Annotated in this window: 13 protein-coding genes; 8 read left to right on the forward strand and 5 right to left on the reverse strand. The window is 46.6% G+C overall.

Annotation, left to right across the window (positions count from 1 at the left end; genetic code table 11):
• Positions 1 to 23 precede the first annotated feature (23 nt).
• Positions 24 to 374 (reverse strand): DUF3135 domain-containing protein, encoded by a 351-nt coding sequence (locus tag LSG34_RS05895; RefSeq protein ID WP_233007897.1) that lies wholly within the window; start codon positions 372 to 374, stop codon positions 24 to 26.
• Between the two features lie 356 nt (positions 375 to 730).
• Here LSG34_RS05895 and LSG34_RS05900 point away from each other — a divergent pair, with 356 nt between their 5' ends.
• The 5 genes from LSG34_RS05900 to LSG34_RS05920 all read left to right on the forward strand — a co-directional run bounded on the left by LSG34_RS05900 (position 731) and on the right by LSG34_RS05920 (position 6,940).
• Positions 731 to 1,813 (forward strand): 3-deoxy-7-phosphoheptulonate synthase, encoded by a 1,083-nt coding sequence (locus LSG34_RS05900; protein ID WP_233007898.1) that lies wholly within the window; start codon positions 731 to 733, stop codon positions 1,811 to 1,813.
• A gap of 9 nt (positions 1,814 to 1,822) precedes the next feature.
• Complete coding sequence (gene tyrA / locus LSG34_RS05905; protein WP_233007899.1) at positions 1,823 to 2,968, forward strand: bifunctional chorismate mutase/prephenate dehydrogenase; 1,146 nt, start codon at positions 1,823 to 1,825, stop codon at positions 2,966 to 2,968.
• A 235-nt stretch (positions 2,969 to 3,203) separates the two neighbouring features.
• Positions 3,204 to 3,902: a monofunctional biosynthetic peptidoglycan transglycosylase gene (gene mtgA, locus LSG34_RS05910; RefSeq protein WP_233007900.1), complete on the forward strand. Its 699-nt coding sequence runs from the start codon at positions 3,204 to 3,206 to the stop codon at positions 3,900 to 3,902.
• 135 nt (positions 3,903 to 4,037) lie between these two features.
• Positions 4,038 to 4,244 (forward strand): polysaccharide deacetylase family protein, encoded by a 207-nt coding sequence (locus LSG34_RS05915; protein ID WP_233007901.1) that lies wholly within the window; start codon positions 4,038 to 4,040, stop codon positions 4,242 to 4,244.
• 428 nt (positions 4,245 to 4,672) lie between these two features.
• A complete protein-coding gene (locus LSG34_RS05920; protein WP_233007902.1) occupies positions 4,673 to 6,940 on the forward strand; it encodes an arginine/lysine/ornithine decarboxylase in 2,268 nt (755 codons plus the stop codon).
• Positions 6,941 to 7,027: 87 nt separating this feature from the next.
• Here LSG34_RS05920 and LSG34_RS05925 read toward each other — a convergent pair whose 3' ends face one another.
• Complete coding sequence (locus LSG34_RS05925) at positions 7,028 to 7,906, reverse strand: LOG family protein (protein WP_233007903.1); 879 nt, start codon at positions 7,904 to 7,906, stop codon at positions 7,028 to 7,030.
• A gap of 119 nt (positions 7,907 to 8,025) precedes the next feature.
• Here LSG34_RS05925 and LSG34_RS05930 point away from each other — a divergent pair, with 119 nt between their 5' ends.
• Entirely contained in the window at positions 8,026 to 9,432 is a 1,407-nt protein-coding gene (locus LSG34_RS05930) for an MBL fold metallo-hydrolase RNA specificity domain-containing protein (RefSeq protein WP_233007904.1), read from the forward strand.
• Positions 9,433 to 9,479: 47 nt separating this feature from the next.
• Here the strand turns inward: LSG34_RS05930 and LSG34_RS05935 are convergent, their stop codons facing one another.
• Both LSG34_RS05935 and LSG34_RS05940 read right to left on the reverse strand, forming a co-directional pair.
• Complete coding sequence (locus tag LSG34_RS05935) at positions 9,480 to 10,646, reverse strand: chorismate mutase (RefSeq protein WP_233007905.1); 1,167 nt, start codon at positions 10,644 to 10,646, stop codon at positions 9,480 to 9,482.
• Positions 10,647 to 10,814: 168 nt separating this feature from the next.
• Positions 10,815 to 13,166 carry a penicillin acylase family protein gene (locus LSG34_RS05940; RefSeq protein ID WP_233007906.1) on the reverse strand — a complete coding sequence of 784 codons (2,352 nt, stop codon included), beginning with the start codon at positions 13,164 to 13,166 and terminating at the stop codon, positions 10,815 to 10,817.
• A 60-nt stretch (positions 13,167 to 13,226) separates the two neighbouring features.
• On the opposite strand from LSG34_RS05940, the gene LSG34_RS05945 reads away from it, so the two are divergent.
• Positions 13,227 to 13,868, forward strand: a complete 642-nt coding sequence (locus LSG34_RS05945; RefSeq protein WP_233007907.1) for a cytochrome b/b6 domain-containing protein — start codon at positions 13,227 to 13,229, stop codon at positions 13,866 to 13,868.
• Positions 13,869 to 14,055: 187 nt separating this feature from the next.
• On the opposite strand, the gene LSG34_RS05950 is transcribed toward LSG34_RS05945, so the two are convergent.
• A complete protein-coding gene (locus LSG34_RS05950; protein WP_233007908.1) occupies positions 14,056 to 14,508 on the reverse strand; it encodes a c-type cytochrome in 453 nt (150 codons plus the stop codon).
• A 107-nt stretch (positions 14,509 to 14,615) separates the two neighbouring features.
• Between LSG34_RS05950 and LSG34_RS05955 the strand changes: the two genes are divergently transcribed.
• Positions 14,616 to 17,609, forward strand: a complete 2,994-nt coding sequence (locus LSG34_RS05955) for a bifunctional diguanylate cyclase/phosphodiesterase (RefSeq protein WP_233007909.1) — start codon at positions 14,616 to 14,618, stop codon at positions 17,607 to 17,609.
• Position 17,610: the final 1 nt, after the last annotated feature.

Below are 17,610 nucleotides of genomic sequence, written 5' to 3' on the forward strand. Positions count from 1 at the left end.
ATTTTCAACCGCTTTTTTTTCACTTATTGCTCCTGACCCTTTGACCTGAAAGGCAAAATGGTAGCACAGGACTTTTGCTGCGGTTTTGGCGTTGTGCATAACTGCTCTAGGGCATCCTGCATCCGGCTAATTTCTGACAACATCAACTGATAAGCTCTGGTCAGCCGGACCAGTGGGGCTTTATAGCGTAATTGTTCTGACTGTAGCCTGAATAAAGTTTGCTGAATAGCTTTCCTGCCTCTGTCATCACTTTGTGCGTCAATCAATTCCTGATTCAATTTCTTTTGTAATGCATCCAACGCAGCAGGGTCTTGTTTTGCCATGTTAAGTAATTCGTCAAAAGCTGGCAGAGGTGAATAAGTGGATGCAGCCATGAACTAACCTATACAAAGAATGAGTGGTTAAGTCTTAGTGTAGACCATCCCATTCAGGCTGTTGTTCCGGCTGGTACTTAAGGTTTTATCCGCAGAAAATAGCTTGAGATAAGCCAGTCAAAGATAGCTTGGCATTTTGTATTGAAAAGTTTACTTAATTATTTTTTATTTGAATTTCGTGGAATCCTTTGATTGTTTGACTTTAAAGGTTGACTTGTGAGCCTTTGGTTTTTAATATGCGTAAATTCGTAATCAATTAAATACGTGTTGTAAATATAAGTTTACTGGTGTTCTGCTTGCATTTATCAAGTAAAACCGGCGCTTTGGCAACGCATGATGCAAACAGGAGCATTGAAATGAGCAAAATAGTTGACGATTTACGTATAGTTTCGGAGCAGTTATTAAGCCCCCCCGCTGTGTTAAAACAGGCTTTACCTTTATCCAGTACAGGATCTGACTTTATTCAGAAGTCCCGTCAGGAAATCGCCGATATAGTGCATGGCCGTGATCCACGTTTGTTGGTGATCACAGGTCCATGTTCTATTCACGATCCTGTGTCAGCGATGGATTACGCCCGCCGCCTGAAACAGCTGCAACTGCAATACAAAGATACCTTGTACATTGTGATGCGGGTGTACTTTGAAAAACCCCGTACTACGGTCGGTTGGAAAGGCTTTATCAACGATCCACATCTGGATGACTCCTTTGATCTGGAAACAGGTTTAACCAAAGGCCGGCGTTTACTGCTGGATTTAGTGGAGATGGAATTGCCTGCGGCAACCGAAGCGCTTGACCCCATTAGTCCACAGTATTTGTCTGATTTAATCAGCTGGGCAGCTGTAGGTGCTCGTACCGTGGAGTCGCAAACCCACCGTGAAATGGCGAGCGGTTTATCTATGCCGGTTGGCTTTAAAAATGGCACAGATGGTAATTTAAATATCGCACTGAATGCGCTTCAATCAGCTGCCAGCGGTCACAGCTTTATTGGTATTAACCAAAAAGGCCAGGTGTCTTTGGTGCAAACTGCCGGCAACCCGGATGGTCATGTGATTTTACGTGGTGGCACTAAACCTAATTATGACGAAGACAGTGTACAGGCGGCTTTGGCTGCTTTGCGTAAACATGGTTTACCTGAAGGTTTAGTGATTGACTGCAGTCATGGCAATTCCAGCAAAGATCACAACAGACAAGGCATTGTGGCTCAGTCTGTGATTGAGCAGCGTATCAAAGGCAATAAAGCTATTATAGGCATTATGCTGGAAAGCCATATTCATGCGGGTCGTCAGGATTTAGTAGATGGCAAAGCAGAGCTCTATGGTGTATCTGTCACTGATGCTTGTATTGACTGGGCTAGTACAGCTGGCTTATTGGCTGAACTGGATCAACAGCTCTCGTCACAAGAAACTTCACAACAAGCTTCGCGTGAAGTTGCAGCCTGAGACTTAGGTATGAATGAAGTGGTAAACACACAGGACCCAATGGCAGCTCTGCTGCCGTTGCGTCAGCAAATCGATCTGTTGGATAGCCAACTGGTTGAGTTATTGGCCAAAAGAGCCTCGGTCACGGCAGAAGTAGGGCGGGTAAAGCAGCAGTATGCTTTGCCTTTGTATGTGCCTGAACGTGAACAGGCATTGATTAAAGCCCGTCGTCAGCAGGCTGAAGACGCAGGTGTCTCAGCTGATTTAATTGAAGATGTATTACGTCGTGTCATGCGTGAGTCTTACCAGACTCAGGAAGCAGGTTTTGTCTGCTGTCGAAAATCAGGCGATAAAGTTGTGGTAGTGGGTGGTGCCGGTGCTTTAGGCCAACGTTTTGTCAGCTTATTCCAGCGCTCTGGTTATCTGGTTGAAGTGCTGGAGCAAGACAACTGGCATCAGGCAAAAGATATGGTGCAAGGCGCTGCTTTAGTGCTGATTGCAGTGCCCATCGCAGTGACTGAACAGGTGATAACGCAATTACCTGAATTGGATGCCGATACTGTACTTGCCGATTTAACCAGTACCAAAACCGGGCCTCTGGGCGCTATGTTGGCGAAACACAGTGCTGCTGTGGTGGGGTTACATCCTATGTTTGGCCCTGACATCAGCAATATAGCCAAGCAAGTCGTGGTGGTCAGTCATGGCCGTGATGCTGAAAAGTATCAGTGGCTGATACAGCAATTCAAAGTCTGGGGCGCCGTCCTGACAGAAAAATCTGCGCAGCAGCATGATGAACTGATGCAGCTTATTCAGGCAATGCGTCATTTCAGTTCTTTAGTCTACGGTGTGCATTTGGCAGAAGAGCAGGCAGATTTGCAGCAGTTGCTGGAATTGAGCTCACCTATTTACCGACTAGAACTGGCGATGGTAGGCAGACTCTTTGCACAAAATGCGGAGCTTTACGCTGACATTATGTTGTCCTCCAGTGCAGTCACGGGTTTATTGCAACGTTATCAGCACAGGTTTAATCAACTATCGCACTTGCTCGCTGCGCGTGATAAAGCTGGTTTAATGGCAGAATTTGCCAAGGGCCAGCAGTTTTTTGGACCTTTGGCTGATCAGTTTTTGCAAGAAAGTCGCCGCCTGTTACAAAAAGCCTCGGATGAACGCAGTTAAAGTGTATTTCCTCAAGTGTTTTCGGTTATATACCCAAAGCAATTGGAGTTGCAGTGCGGCGGCAAGTGTTCGAGACCCCATGAGCATAGATACACTATGCGATTGGGGCGAGTAGCGCAGCCAACAATGCTGCGGCTTCAAGTGTGAAGGGTATACAGCAACTAAAGCTGGCTCATTTCTCTATCGCGCTTTACACTAAAATCTGACGAACACTTTTATCTAATCGGGAAAGTCATTGATTTCACTTTGGTTTCATAAGCTACTAAGCATTATAAAATACCTGGCTATTTTGGCTTTAAGCCTGGTGCTGCTGTTTGCTTTTGTACCAGTGCCTGTCACTGGCGTGATGATTGAGCGGCAAATTCAGGCGCTGTGGAATAATCACAAAAGTTATGAATTGCAGCATGACTGGGTGCCTTTTGAACACATTTCCGCCGCCATGAAACAAGCTGTAGTTGCGGCTGAAGATCAGAAGTTTCCTGATCACTATGGCTTTGATACGGTCGCTATCGAAAAAGCACTGGAGTACAACAGCAGAGGCCAGAAAGTGCGTGGCGCTTCTACTATCAGTCAACAAACGGCAAAAAATGTATTTTTATGGACGGGCCGCAGCTGGTTTCGCAAAGGGCTGGAGCTGGTCTTTACCGGCTTGATTGAGCTGACCTGGGGCAAGGAACGCATTTTAGAAGTCTATTTAAACAGTGTGGAGTTTGGACCTGGTGTTTTTGGGGTTGAAGCTGCTGCCCAGAAGTTTTTTAAGCGTCCTGCCAGCACCTTGAGTCGTCATCAGGCTGCGCTCTTAGCCGCTGTTTTACCTAATCCATTACGTTTTAAAGTGCAAAGTCCCTCGCCTTATGTCTACAAACGCCAGCAATGGATTTTAAAGCAAATGAGGCAATTAGCCCCAATAGAGCAGCGGTTTGCTGATAATTAAATCTAGTATGACTTTTTCATGACTTTAGTGTGACTCTTCGATGAAGATTTCTGATTTTTAACGCTTTTTCGATGCAAACTTTGTTCAGGCTGTTTAGGATCTGCCGCAACTGAAGAGTTGAAGCGGAGTTTAATCATGGGCAAAAGAACATCTGAATTTATGCGCTCTGTGCATATAAAAACTATCCAGGCAGATTTGCAGCAAGGTAAAAGCACGGAAGAAGCTATGCAGCATCTGAGGTTTGTCGGCGTCTGTGAGGATGAGTTGATGGATTTACTGCTTGAGGCGGGTTATAGCGCTGAACAACACTCAGTGGCTGGCTCAGAATACTCCAGCATCTGAGCTTCAGATCTTTTTTACAAAGATAAAAATGCAAAAAAGCAGGGACTGCATGCAGTCCCTGAATCGCTAGGTGTATACCCAAGTGACTTGAAGATGCAGGGAGGCGACAAGCCAGTGAGACCCCAGGAGCATAGTTGGCCTATGTGACTGGGGCGAGATGGCGAAGTCAACAAAGCTGCAGTTTCAAAGGCGGCGGGTATAGAACAGGAATAGAGCTGCGTCTTACTGCAGCCATAGCTAAGATGCTCAAAAACTGTGTCAGTTCTGTGACACCCAGCGCTTCTGCTCTGGTGAATACGTATTCAACTGATATTTTTAACTGATTTGGGTAATTTCTGATTTTTATGCAGGAAAAACAGGTCGGATTAGAGGAATTTTCTGCAAAATAAAGTATCCTTTGCGCACTTTTAACCGGCTTGGGGTACTCCATGCGTTTTTACTTTCCTCTGATCATCATTGATGAAGATTTCAGAACCGAAAATACCAGTGGTTCAGGTATTCGTGAACTGGCTGCAGCCATTGAAGCCGAAGGCATGGATGTAGTGGGTTATACCAGTTATGGTGACCTGACCTCTTTTGCTCAACAACAAAGCCGGGCCGCTGGTTTTATTTTGTCTATTGATGACGAAGAATTTGGTGGTGGGTCCGACGAAGACACTCATTCCGTATTGGCAAACCTGAAAGGTTTTGTTGATAAGATCCGTCATCGCAATCCGGATATTCCAATTTATCTGTACGGTGAAACCCGTACTTCACGCCATATCCCCAATGCCATTTTGCGTGAACTGCATGGTTTTATTCATATGCACGAAGACACGCCAGAGTTTGTGGCGCGGCATATTATCCGTGAAGCGAAAAGCTATTTAGATACATTGGCTCCACCGTTTTTCCGTGCTTTAACCAACTATGCACAGGATGGTTCGTATTCCTGGCACTGCCCTGGACACTCAGGTGGCGTGGCGTTTTTGAAATCGCCAGTAGGTCAGATGTTCCACCAGTTTTTTGGTGAAAACATGTTACGTGCAGACGTCTGTAACGCGGTCGATGAATTAGGTCAGTTGCTGGATCACACAGGTCCTGTAGCTGCTTCAGAGCGCAATGCGGCGCGTATTTTTAACGCTGACCATTTGTTTTTTGTCACTAACGGCACTTCAACCTCGAACAAAATCGTCTGGAACTCCACTGTAGCTCCGGGTGATATAGTTGTGGTTGACCGTAACTGCCATAAATCTATTTTGCACGCTATTATGATGACGGGCGCTGTGCCAGTATTCTTAATGCCAACGCGCAACCATTACGGCATCATTGGTCCTATTCCTCGTAGTGAGTTTGAACCTGCAACTATCCGTAAAAAAATGATGGCAAACCCATTCTGCCGTGAAAAACTGGAACAAAATCCAGATGTGAAGCCACGGGTTTTGACTATTACTCAGTCGACTTATGATGGCGTCTTGTATAACGTCGAAGAAATTAAGTCGATGCTTGATGGCGAAATCGAAACTCTGCACTTTGATGAAGCCTGGTTACCTCATGCTGCTTTCCATGATTTTTATGGTGACTACCATGCGATAGGTGAAGGTCGTCCGCGTTGTGAAACCTCTATGGTGTTCTCGACTCAGTCAACGCACAAACTGCTGGCCGGTATTTCACAGGCATCACAAATTCTGGTGCAGGATGCCAAGCAGAACAAGCTGGATCAGCATTTGTTTAACGAAGCCTACCTGATGCATACCTCAACCAGTCCACAGTACGCCATTATTGCCTCCTGTGACGTGGCTGCTGCCATGATGGAAGCGCCAGGTGGTACAGCCTTAGTGGAAGAGTCTCTGGACGAAGCTTTAGAATTCCGTCGTGCTATGCGTAAAGTCGACGACGAATACGGTGATGACTGGTGGTTTAAAGTCTGGGGTCCGGATGATTTAACAGACGAAGGTCTGGATCACCGAGATGCCTGGATGTTAAAAGCAGGCGAAAGCTGGCATGGTTTCGGTGATATTGCCGAAGGTTTTAACCTGCTCGACCCAATTAAAGCGACCATTTTAACGCCTGGTTTAAACGTAGACGGCGACTTTGATAATTCAGGTATTCCTGCTGCTATTGTGGCTAAGTACCTGTCTGAACACGGTGTTGTCATTGAAAAAACTGGTCTGTACTCGTTCTTCATTATGTTCACCATCGGCATTACTAAAGGCCGCTGGAATACTATGGTGACAGCGCTGCAGCAGTTTAAAGACGATTATGATAAGAACGCCCCACTGTGGCGGGTATTACCTGAATTTATCGCCAAGTACCCTCAGTATGAGCGTATTGGCTTAAAAGACTTATGTGATCAAATTCACCAGATCTACCGTGAAAACAACGTCGCGAAGATGACCACTGAGATGTATTTGTCTGAGCTGGTACCAGCAATGAAACCATCCAAAGCTTTTGCTGCTATGGCGCATAAAGAGCTGGATCGGGTGCCACTGGATGATCTGATAGGCCGTATTACCGCTGTGATGTTAACGCCTTACCCACCAGGTATCCCACTGTTGGTGCCGGGTGAAGTCTTTAATACCATCATTGTGGATTACCTGAAATTCGCCCGCGAATTTAATGGTTCTTTCCCTGGCTTCGAGACCTATATTCATGGTCTGGTTTGTGAAGAGCGTAACGGTAAAAAAGAATACTTTGTTGACTGCGTAAAAGCTCAATAAGCTGCAGGGTCGGAGCCTTGGCTCTGACCCTCATATTGAATTCTGAGACCTGATTTGCGGGTCAGAGCTGATAGCTCTGACCCCTAGCTATAACTGATAACAATGGCAAATCGCTTGCCAGGCTTGTTCCGGTGTATCGACAAACTGGATCAGCTGCATATCTTCCGCTCTAATCAATCCTTCCTCGACCAGCAGGTCAAAGTTAATCAAACGGGTCCAAAAGTTTTTGTCATACAGGATCACTGGCACTGTATTGGCTTTGCCGGTTTGCAATAAAGTCAGGGTTTCAAACAGCTCATCCAAAGTACCAAAACCACCAGGGAAGGCGACTAAAGCCCGCGCACGTTGTAAAAAGTGCATTTTGCGAATGGCAAAATAATGGAACCGAAAACAAAATTGCGGCGTGATATAAGGGTTGGGCTTTTGCTCATGCGGCAGCACTATATTTAAGCCAATACTTTGCCCACCCGCCTGATAGGCGCCTTTGTTCGCTGCTTCCATCACACCAGGTCCACCACCGCTGATAATCATCAAAGAGGTATCTGGGCAGCTTTGACTATGCTCTGTCACAATACGTGAAAACTCCGCCGCCGCCTCATAATAGGCACTGTTTTTCAGCTGACGCTCCGCCACTTTCAGCTTTTGCTGCAGCTCCAAAGCTTCAGGGTATTGTGTCAATTGAGTCCTGGCTTCGGCCACCATTTGCTCTGCTTGCTGACGCGAAACAAAACGGGCGCTGCCAAAGACTACCACTGTGGCTTTGATCTGATTTTGCTCGAGGATCAGTTGGGGTTTTAAATACTCCAGTTGTAAACGCACATGCCGTAATTCGTCCTGCATTAAAAAGTCATTGTCCGCAAAGGCGAGTCTATAGGACGGATGCTCAAGTAAATCCTGACTTTGCTGTTCTGTCGCTTCTCGGGCAGAACTCAGATGGCGTTGATACAGGGGGATGTCACCAGACATAAAGAGGCTCCATAAAAGGGAAGGCGGAATAAACTAATGCTTTGTTTGATATAGACTAATCTTTTAACACTTCAGTTCAGTTATAACATGGACTTAGCACCACAACCGGAGTGTACCCAATGCCATTAGATGCCAGTTTAACCTTTTTAGGGGCCGCAGAGCAGGTCACAGGCTCTTGTTATCTGCTGAAGTTACAAGACAAACAAATTTTGCTCGATTGCGGCATGACGCAGGGTGAAAACCAAATCACCGAATGGAATAAATTCCGTTTTGCCTTTCGCCCCAAAGATATCGACTACGTGATTTTGTCACACGCTCATATAGACCATAGTGGTTTATTGCCTTTGCTGGTGGCGAAGGGTTTTCAGGGCAAAATTTATTGTACTCAGGGCACGGCCTTATTGTTGGGTGTGTTATTAAAAGATTCAGTGCATCTGTATTTAAAAGATCTGGAGTGGCAAAACAAGCAGTTGGCCCGACAAGGTAAAAAGCTGCTGGACCCCGTGATGGCGGTGCAGGATGTAGAGCTGGTGCTGGATTGCTGTCATCCGGTCGGGTACAAGCAAAAAGTAACAGTCTGTGAAGGGTTGGAGCTGGAGTTTCTCGACGCCGGTCATATTCTTGGTTCTGCCATAGTGCAGCTTGCCGTCAAGCAAGGCAAAGCGATGCGGCAGTTGGTGTTTTCCGGTGATTTGGGCAATCCAGCTACAGTGCTGATGCCAGATCCAAGCCCGGTGAAAACGGCTGATCTGGTGCTGATGGAAAGTACCTATGGCGATCGCAACCACCAGCCCTTACAAAATACCTTGGAAGAGTTTGCTACTGCGCTGGAAGAAGCGCACAAAGCAGGTGGCAATGTATTTATTCCTGCTTTTGCTTTAGGTCGTAGTCAGGAAATTTTGTATTACCTTGGGCTTTTGTACCATCAGGGCCGATTGAAACAAAAAATGGTGGTGCTCGACAGCCCAATGGCGATAGAGATCACCAAAATCTACAGCGAGCTGATGGCTGAGTTTGATCGCAAAGACACTAAAGTGCTGCAGGGTTATGGTGCCCGTGATTTGCAATCCTTTTTGCCTGTGTTACGACTGGCGTCCAGCATGGAAGAATCGATGGCGTTAAACCGGGTCAGTGGTGGTGCTATTGTCATTGCAGGTTCCGGCATGTGTAACGGTGGCCGGATAGTGCATCACTTAAAACACAACTTATGGAAAAGCAGCAATCATCTGATTTTTGTCGGTTTTCAGGCCAAAGGGACTTTAGGTCGCCGCTTGGTGGACGGCGAAAAACGCGTGAAGTTGTTTGGCCAGAATATAGCAGTCAAAGCCACTGTGCATACCATAGGTGGTTTTTCTGCCCACGCTGGTCAGGATGAACTACTAGGCTGGGCCAGAATGATTGGCGGTCAACCACGGTTTTATCTGGTGCACGGAGAGCCTAAAGCTCAGCAGGCGCTGCAGAGCCGTATGATGGACTACGGTCTGCATTGCCAGATTGCCGAAAAAGGTCAGCAAATTAAACTATAGGGGGGCGTCCACCTCTGTTTTTTGCTGAAAAAGGTCAGCAAATTAAACTATGAAACATCCACACTCACTACAGTTGGGCTGATATCTTCACTTGGATAACAGCCCAAGACTTTAACAAAACGGGTGATGCGGTTCAGTTCATCCAAAGCGCGGGTCATGGCGTAATCGCCTAAATTGGCAAATACATCCACATAAAACATCTCTTCCCATGGATTGCCAGGAATAGGGCGGGATTCCAGTTTGCCCATGCTGATGCCATGTTGTTTCAGCACAGTTAAAGCATCAACCAAAGCGCCAGGCTGCTGGCCTGTGTACATAATAAAAGTGGTTTTGGCTGGTATGGCTTTCGCCACATTGATCGCTTTACGCGCCACCACAATAAAACGGCTGGCGTTGTCTTTTTGGTTGGCTAAACCGCGGCCTAATACTTCTAAACCATAAAGTTTGCCGCCTTCTTCACCACCAATAGCCACTACAGATTTGTCCTGAGCTTTGCGCACCCGCTCAAAGGCGTCAGAGGAAGCGTCGCAGTATTCAATTTTAACGTTGGATAAGCCTTGTAGATAATTACTGCACTGGGCTATGACCTGAGGGTGAGCACAAATCTGCCGGATTTTACTCAGTTCCGTGCCTTCGACACCCAATAAACAGTGTTCGATAGGGTGGGTCAATTCACCGACTATCGACAAGCGGGTGTGCTGCAATAAGTCGTAGACTTCGTTGATACTGCCGGATGAGGTGTTTTCAATAGGCAGCACTGCATAGTCGGCATGGCCTGTTTCTACTGCCTGCACTATTTCGTTAAAACTGTCACAGCCAATTTCAATCAGCTTTTCAGCGCGGCGCGTGAAGTACTTTTGGGTGGCCCAGTAGCTGTATGAACCCTGACGACCTAAAAAGGCGACCCGGCAGACAGGACCATTATCACCATTCAGTTGGCCTTGCACTTTGGCTTGTTGCTGCAGCACTGAGTCTTCAATAATCACATGGTAAATTTTAGTGACGTACTGAGCGTCCAGCCCTAATGTTTTGCCGCGTTCAATCAGTGACACCAGTAACTCTTCTTCCCGTTTCTGATCGCGAATCGGTTTGTTTTGTGCCAGTTTGGCGTCGGCTACGCTTAAGGCGAGCTGGCGTCGGTTGGCCAACAATTGCAGCAAGTCTTTATCTGTGCTGCTGATCTGCTGGCGAATGTGGTCTAAATCTATGCTCATAAAAGCGTCCTTTAAGCTAAAAAAAAACCTCCCGATGGTGGGAGGTTTTTTGGTTTATCACGCGCGCGCGACTTACCGCCTCCCCGTTGGGGTGGTAAAGAGGCGAAAAAAGCGAGCGATCTGGATTTGTTTCATGGCCACCACAATAGTAAGTCTGGACGTCTAAAGTCAAGCTTTAGGTTGCAACTTCATCAAGTATTTTTGCTCACCAGGCAAAAAGCCCAGAGGCTGCTCCTTTAACCAGAAGTCGTGGTCGGCGTCATAAAAAGGCGATAACGGATGACCAGACTGACCTGCAGGTATGACTAAAATACCTTCGGCTTCTTTGCCTGGAGACACCACCATACGCTCCGACTGACCATGCACTTTGTTTTGCACTCGTGGCATATGACTGTCGCCATTCATTGGCATCGCAGGCATATTCAACCAGTCGCCAAAGAAGGGCACTGCAGCAGCCAAAGGGTGAGCAATGGCACTTTGATTGATGTTGCCCCAGCTGGCGCCAGCTAAACTGCCATAATTGGTTTCCAGCTTTTGTTTGCTTTGCAGCACAGCTTGTTGCAACAAGGTGCGCCAGGAGCTGAAATCAGCAGGCAGAGTATCTGTGCGCTGCTGCTGGATCATTTGCCAGCCTGCTGTTTCCAGCGAAAACTTTAAATCCCGGCCTGATAACTTGTTTTGCTCCAGCATGGCTGTTAAAGGGGCAAAAATCAGCTCAAGAGTGGTAGTGCGAAAAGCACGGACCAGTGAATAGCCAACGGAGCCTATACTGGCATGGCTGGCGTCTTTCATCACATAGTCCAGATAAGACTGCAGATTGTGCTCAGCAACAAAATCTTTGGTCAGCACAGTATCAAGCAACAGTTGTTGCCAGCGAGCCAGCATCAAGGCGCGATGGTCCAACTGAATGGCATGCAGACTTTGTTCGTTATGTTGTGTTGTTGCCGTTAAAGCATCCCGAATTTGTTGACCCCGGGCTCCTAAGTCGTAACCGCCATTACCAATCAGCTGCAGATCTTTACCTCCTATCATTCTGCTGTTCGCTGTCCAGAGCTGACCGGATTGCGGCTGATAAATTTGCGGGTAGGCACTTTGTGCTAAATAGCCGTTCCAGCTATTCTGGCCATTGCTCCAATCCTGCGGTGTATCCATTTGCTGCACTTTGCGATCGGGTAAAGCGCCAATTAAAGTCCAGCCAATAGCACCGTCTTTATCTGCGACCAGCAGGTTTTGGGCTGGAACTCCAGCGCTGGCAGCCAGTTTCAGGGTCTCTTTTACGCCTTTGCTTTTTTCCAGCGTCAGCAAATTAAAATTGGCACCCTGGGTATCATGCGCTACCCAGCGGTAGGCATAATTTTGAAAGGGAGGTGTTAATACCGGACCCCAGATGGTTTCTTTTTGCAGTACTAATTCATCTGGCTGGCCTTTGACTTTAATCACCTCATTCTGATAACTGAACTCCTGCCAGCCGTCAGCGGTTTGGTATTTCTCGCCTTTCTCATCCAGTTTTAGCGCTATCACATCAGACCAATCCGCTGTGCTATTAGTAAAGCCCCAGGCTATATGACCATTACTGCCTGCTACTATGGCTGGTGTGCCTGGTAAGCTGACGCCTGCAACTTCAAAAGCTTCACCATTCTCCATCCATTTCAGCTGAGCTTTAAACCAGGTGCCTGGCACACGAATACCCAGATGCATATCGTCCGCCAGAATAGCGCGGCCATCTGCTGTTCTTTTGCCGGATACCGCAAAGTTATTACTGCCGATGTCTGTGCTGTCATGCAAGCTGCAGTCTGTGCAGGCGGTTTTCTGCCCTGCTAATACGGCTGGGTAGCTGGATTTAGGCATAGGCGCCAGACTGACTTTGCTGTCATCCATAGCGGCTTGCCATTCCGGGCTGTGCTGAAATAAAAAATCGTACCAGTCTTGGGGTAACTTTTGTTGCATCAAGCCCATGGCCAATTCGTCTTTTCCTTCAGAACCCTGCAAGTCCAGATACATGCTGTACAGCACTAAAAAGGAATCTGCTTCCACCCATTTGCGGGGTGTTTGAGCTAACAAGCCATATTCAAAAGGGGGCCAGCCCAGTTCAGCTAAACCTGCATTCACTCCTGCGGTATAACGCTGCAACAGTAACTTTTGCTCCGCAGGTAAAGCGGCAAAACCCCGCTCTGCTTTAGTTCTGAATCTGTGAACTCGACGTTTTTTATCCAACTCCAGCGCCATTTCGCCAAAAAGTTCGGACAACTCACCAGAGGCATTACGGCGTAGTAAATCCATCTGGAAAAAACGTTCCTGTGCATGCACAAAACCTAAGGCATAAGCCACATCATTACGATTTTGCCCTTTGATGCTGGCATAACCCTGAGCATCCCGACTGATCCCGACGCTTTGGCTAACGTCTGAAAGCAATTCACCTTCATAAAGCGGTAAGCTGCTACGTAGCGAAAAATATAAAAAGCCAGCCACAACCAGTATCAGCACTAGTAAACCAACAGAAATCCGTTTGAACCAAAGCATAGGTTTTTGCTTCCAATGGGGTAAAATCAATAACTTATCATAATAGAGGACGATGAAAAGATGAAAGTGATTCAGTTATGGGATAAAGCCATTCGTATTTACCACTGGAGTCAGCTGCTGTTACTGGCCGGTTTGTGGTTTACCGCTGAGCAGGGGTATTTGGTTGTACATCAGGTTTTGGCGTATTCGTTAGCTGCACTTTTAATCAGCCGTCTTGTTTGGGGTTTTGTTGGCAGTGAGACGGCTCGTTTTAGTCATTTTCTGCAAAGTCCGGCTCAACTGGTGAGGATGTGGCATAAAGCCAAACACGGCATAGGACACAGGGGCTTATCCGGTTATATGAGCCTGACCTTGATGTTGTTATTAGCCTTGCAGTTTATGTCCGGCTTAATGACAACGGACGATGTGATGACCGAAGGCCCTTTGTATAATGCGGTATCGTCTGACTGGTCCTCTTTCGCCTCCTGGTTTCATCATAATAATTTTAATCTGCTGCTGGCACTGATTGCAGTTCATATAGCGGCTGCGCTTTTTCATGGCGTGAAAAAAGACGGTGTTTTAGGCGCTATGTTGCATGGCAAACTTCAAGTCGAAGCAGATCAACCTGCAGTGAAATCAACAATTTGGTATCTACTGCTGGTGCTGGTTTTTACCGGGGGTTTTGCGCTGTGGCAAGGTATGGCTTTGTATCAGCAGTGGTGATCATAGGTTGGAGCGGGGGTTACCTTCGATTCTATACTGTGGCTTCAAATATGAAGGATATATCCAAAGTCATTGCAGTTGCAGCGAGGCGACAAAAAATTGAGACCCCAGGAACATAGACCTCTATGTGACTGGGGCGAGAGGCCGCAGTCAACAAAGCTGCGGCTTCAAGGACGAAGGATAGATATCAATCGGCTTTGTATTGGTCATGACAAGCCTTGCAATTTTTGGCGAAATTACCAAAAGCAGGCTTGATAGTGGCTTGATCGCCCGATTTTGCTGCTGTTTGCAAAGCTAAAGCATCCGTCTGGAATTGCTGAGCTTTTTTCTGAAAATCCTGCAGGTTAGCCCAAATTTCCGCTTTGGCTTCACTTTTTACTTTATCAGCACCTGGTACTTCAAATGCTTCCCATGGCAAGGTAGTCAGGGTAGCCAGAGCGTCTGCCCGTTTTTCTGCACGTTTTGCATCAAAAGGCACTTTGCCTCGCATCATGTCACCTAAATCGACGAAATTGTGGCGGATTAACTGAAAGCTATGCTGGCGGTAAGTCACAGAGTCTTCGGCGTCGGTAAAGGCGCTGCCTGCCAGAGCTGCGGCAGAAGACAAACCCAAAGATAGAAAGATAAACAGATTTTTCATTGGCTTAATTCTCATTTGTTTGATTTTGATGCAATAATGGTTTGATGCTTTTGTGTGTCACATTAGCATTACAACTGAACCCCGTCGCTGTCAATTCAGGAAATCATGTGAAGGAAGTCAATTTTCACAAACCTACAGGTATGAATTCCCTTAGCATTAAGTTTGCGCTGCTGGTTTTTATGCTGACCGTGGTCGCAGGAGCTGCTATTGCTTATGCAGTCTTGATGCTGCAACAAAATGTACTGATTGAACAGGAAAAACATGAATTAGAACTGCAATCTGAAAAATACGCCCGCGAACTGGATGCTGATTTTTTAACCCGTGAAAAAAAGGCCATCAGCGCCAATAACATAGTGGTGCGTTATTTAACGAAAACTGCGGTTCCTGCAACGCCAGCGCCAGTTATGCAGGCTGATGGCAGTGTACGTAGTCAGGATGATTTATCCGCAGCTTTTATTCCTCATGCCAAATTGGATGCTCAGCAAGCGGCGTGGTTATCACAAACTGAAGAATTGTGGCAGCAGTTAGCGCCATTAATGCTGGAAGAGTTTTTCAATTTTTATTTTATTTCTAAGCAGGGCCTGATACGCATAGCGCCTGCAGACTGGGCGCTTGAAGTGCCTGTCACTCATGATTTCACCAAAGACATCTTTTTTGACATTGCCACTCCAGAACAAAACCCAAGTCGCCTGCCGCGCTGGACGCCTATTTATTACGACCCTATCTGGCAAAAATGGATGACTAGTCTGGTGATCCCTGTCTATGCCGGAGATGAATTTTTGGGGGTAACGGCCAGTGACTACATTCTTGATGAACTGTTTTTGGACCTTGCCGCTATAGAACAATCCTCTAATGGTTTGCGCAGTATGTTGTTTGATCCACAAGGGAATTTATTACTTGATGGCAAAAAACCAGCACCGGTTCAGAGCTCCAGACAACAAAACTTTGATGCCCACTACAGTTCAGTAACACCAAGACGACCAGAGCTTGCCGCCTTTATTCAACAAGTCACAACCAACCCGACATCGCAAGAAGCGCTGCAGGCTGATTTAGCCAACTATCTGGTTTCAGCAGCCAAAGTTGAACGTTTAAGTTGGTACCTGACTTTATATCAGGATAAACAAACGGTGATGAGTGGTCTGGAAGATTTTCGCGATAATGTGATGTTGATATTCCTGGCTGTTGCAGCCGTGGTGGCTTTGTCGCTGCAGTTTTTTATTTACCAGTTTATTTTAAAGCGCTTAACCCGTTTGTCGTCCGCTGTGCAACGTATTAGCCGTGGAGATTTACAGCAGATAGCCCTTGATCAAAACGATGATGAAATTGGTATGCTCAACAGAGCTTTTAATGGCATGGCTGAGGAGATCCACCAGTTAATCTCTGGTTTAAATACCCGCATTGGTGAAAAAGAAGAGGCAGAACGGGCCACACGTAAGTTGACGAAAGCTGTGGCTTTTTCCAGTTCAGGCATTTTAATCACAGACAAAGATTTACATATCGAATATGTGAATCCTTTTATGTTGGAACTGATAGGGTGCACAGCCGAACAGATGATGCAAAAGCCATTGTCTTCGTTGTTTGCAGCTGAGATGTTTTTTGTTGGCGAAGAAATATCGCAAACTCTGCAGGATCGTCATCACTGGCGTGGTGATATGTTGCTGCAGCATGTACTGCGTAAACTCTGGGTATCACTGGCGATTGCGCCTATCCGTGACGAAAAAGGCGATATCAGTAATTATGTTTGTGCCATGCAGGACATTTCGTTTATTAAAGAAAGTCAGCGCAAAATGGAACAGCTGGCTTATTACGACATGTTGACTGGCCTTGCCAATCGCAGTTATTTCCGCGACCAGCTACGTAAAGCCATCGCTATGTCCTCCCGTGGTTATTACCACTTCGCCTTACTGTATTTTGATTTGGATGAATTTAAGCGCATTAACGACACGCTTGGCCACGATGCGGGTGATGAATTACTGAAAGAAGTGGCCCGCAGGTTAATTAGTCGTTTGCGTGAAGAAGACACTATTGCCCGCTTAGGCGGGGATGAATTTGCCGTGATTTTAAGTGGTATCAAAGACCGGGGGCAGGCTGCACTTATTGCAGAGAACCTGCAGCAAAGTTTTGCAGCTCCGGTGAAGTTAACAGGGCAGGAAGTGGCGATCAGCGCCAGTATAGGCATCACCATAGCGCCTGAAGATGCAGCTGATGAAGAACTGCTGCTCAAACATGCAGATCTGGCTATGTACGAAGCCAAAGCTCGGGGGCGTAATACCTACCACTTCTTCAGTCAGGACTTAAATGAAGCGGCCAAAGAGAAACTGCAAATTGAAAACCAGCTGCGTGAAGCCATACGTGAGCATCAGTTTGTGTTGTATTACCAGCCAAAAATAGACATTCGCACTAATGTGGTGATTGGTTATGAAGCCTTATTGCGTTGGATCCGGCCGGACGGTTCGATGATCCCACCGCTACGCTTTATTCCGGTCGCTGAGAGCACAGGACTAATTGTCGAAATTGGCGAATGGATTATCTGGGAAGCCTGTCGTTTTATCAGTCGCCAGCAGTCCCGTGGTCACAATGTCACAATTTCTATCAACCTGTCGGCGCGGCAATTTACTGATCAAAACTTGACGGAAGTGGTGGAGCGGGTACTGCAACGTACTGGTGCCCAACCAGATAAACTTATTTTCGAAATTACCGAGTCGATGCTTATGGGCGACACTGATGCGGCTATTGCCCAGTTAAATGAGTTAAAAGGACTGGGGGTGACTTTATCTATTGACGACTTTGGTACAGGCTATTCATCGCTGAGTTATTTAAAGCGATTCCCGGTAGACGAGCTGAAAATTGACCGTTCTTTTGTCAAAGATATTCCGGATGACACCAACGACATGGACATAGTGGCGGCCATTATCGCGATGGCACAAAAAATGAACTTGCGTGTGGTGGCCGAAGGGGTGGAAACCATTGAACAGGTTGAATTCTTAAAAAATAATGCTTGCTACCTGGTACAAGGTTATTACTTCAGCATGCCAAGGGCAGAGCAGGATTTATATAACCTGAGTTATCAACCATTACTAATAGGGGCTGCTTCACCGTAAC

The organism is Rheinheimera faecalis, from assembly GCF_021290965.1.
GTDB lineage: Bacteria > Pseudomonadota > Gammaproteobacteria > Enterobacterales > Alteromonadaceae > Pararheinheimera > Pararheinheimera faecalis.

Coding starts and splice junctions, on each gene's coding strand:
- LSG34_RS05950 (WP_233007908.1), bottom strand. CDS start 14,508: ATGAAAAATCTGTTTATCTTTCTATCTTTGGGTTTGTCTTCTGCCGCA.
- LSG34_RS05895 (WP_233007897.1), bottom strand. CDS start 374: ATGGCTGCATCCACTTATTCACCTCTGCCAGCTTTTGACGAATTACTT.
- LSG34_RS05900 (WP_233007898.1), top strand. CDS start 731: ATGAGCAAAATAGTTGACGATTTACGTATAGTTTCGGAGCAGTTATTA.
- LSG34_RS05945 (WP_233007907.1), top strand. CDS start 13,227: ATGAAAGTGATTCAGTTATGGGATAAAGCCATTCGTATTTACCACTGG.
- LSG34_RS05940 (WP_233007906.1), bottom strand. CDS start 13,166: ATGCTTTGGTTCAAACGGATTTCTGTTGGTTTACTAGTGCTGATACTG.
- tyrA (WP_233007899.1), top strand. CDS start 1,823: ATGAATGAAGTGGTAAACACACAGGACCCAATGGCAGCTCTGCTGCCG.
- LSG34_RS05915 (WP_233007901.1), top strand. CDS start 4,038: ATGGGCAAAAGAACATCTGAATTTATGCGCTCTGTGCATATAAAAACT.
- LSG34_RS05930 (WP_233007904.1), top strand. CDS start 8,026: ATGCCATTAGATGCCAGTTTAACCTTTTTAGGGGCCGCAGAGCAGGTC.
- LSG34_RS05935 (WP_233007905.1), bottom strand. CDS start 10,646: ATGAGCATAGATTTAGACCACATTCGCCAGCAGATCAGCAGCACAGAT.
- LSG34_RS05920 (WP_233007902.1), top strand. CDS start 4,673: ATGCGTTTTTACTTTCCTCTGATCATCATTGATGAAGATTTCAGAACC.
- LSG34_RS05925 (WP_233007903.1), bottom strand. CDS start 7,906: ATGTCTGGTGACATCCCCCTGTATCAACGCCATCTGAGTTCTGCCCGA.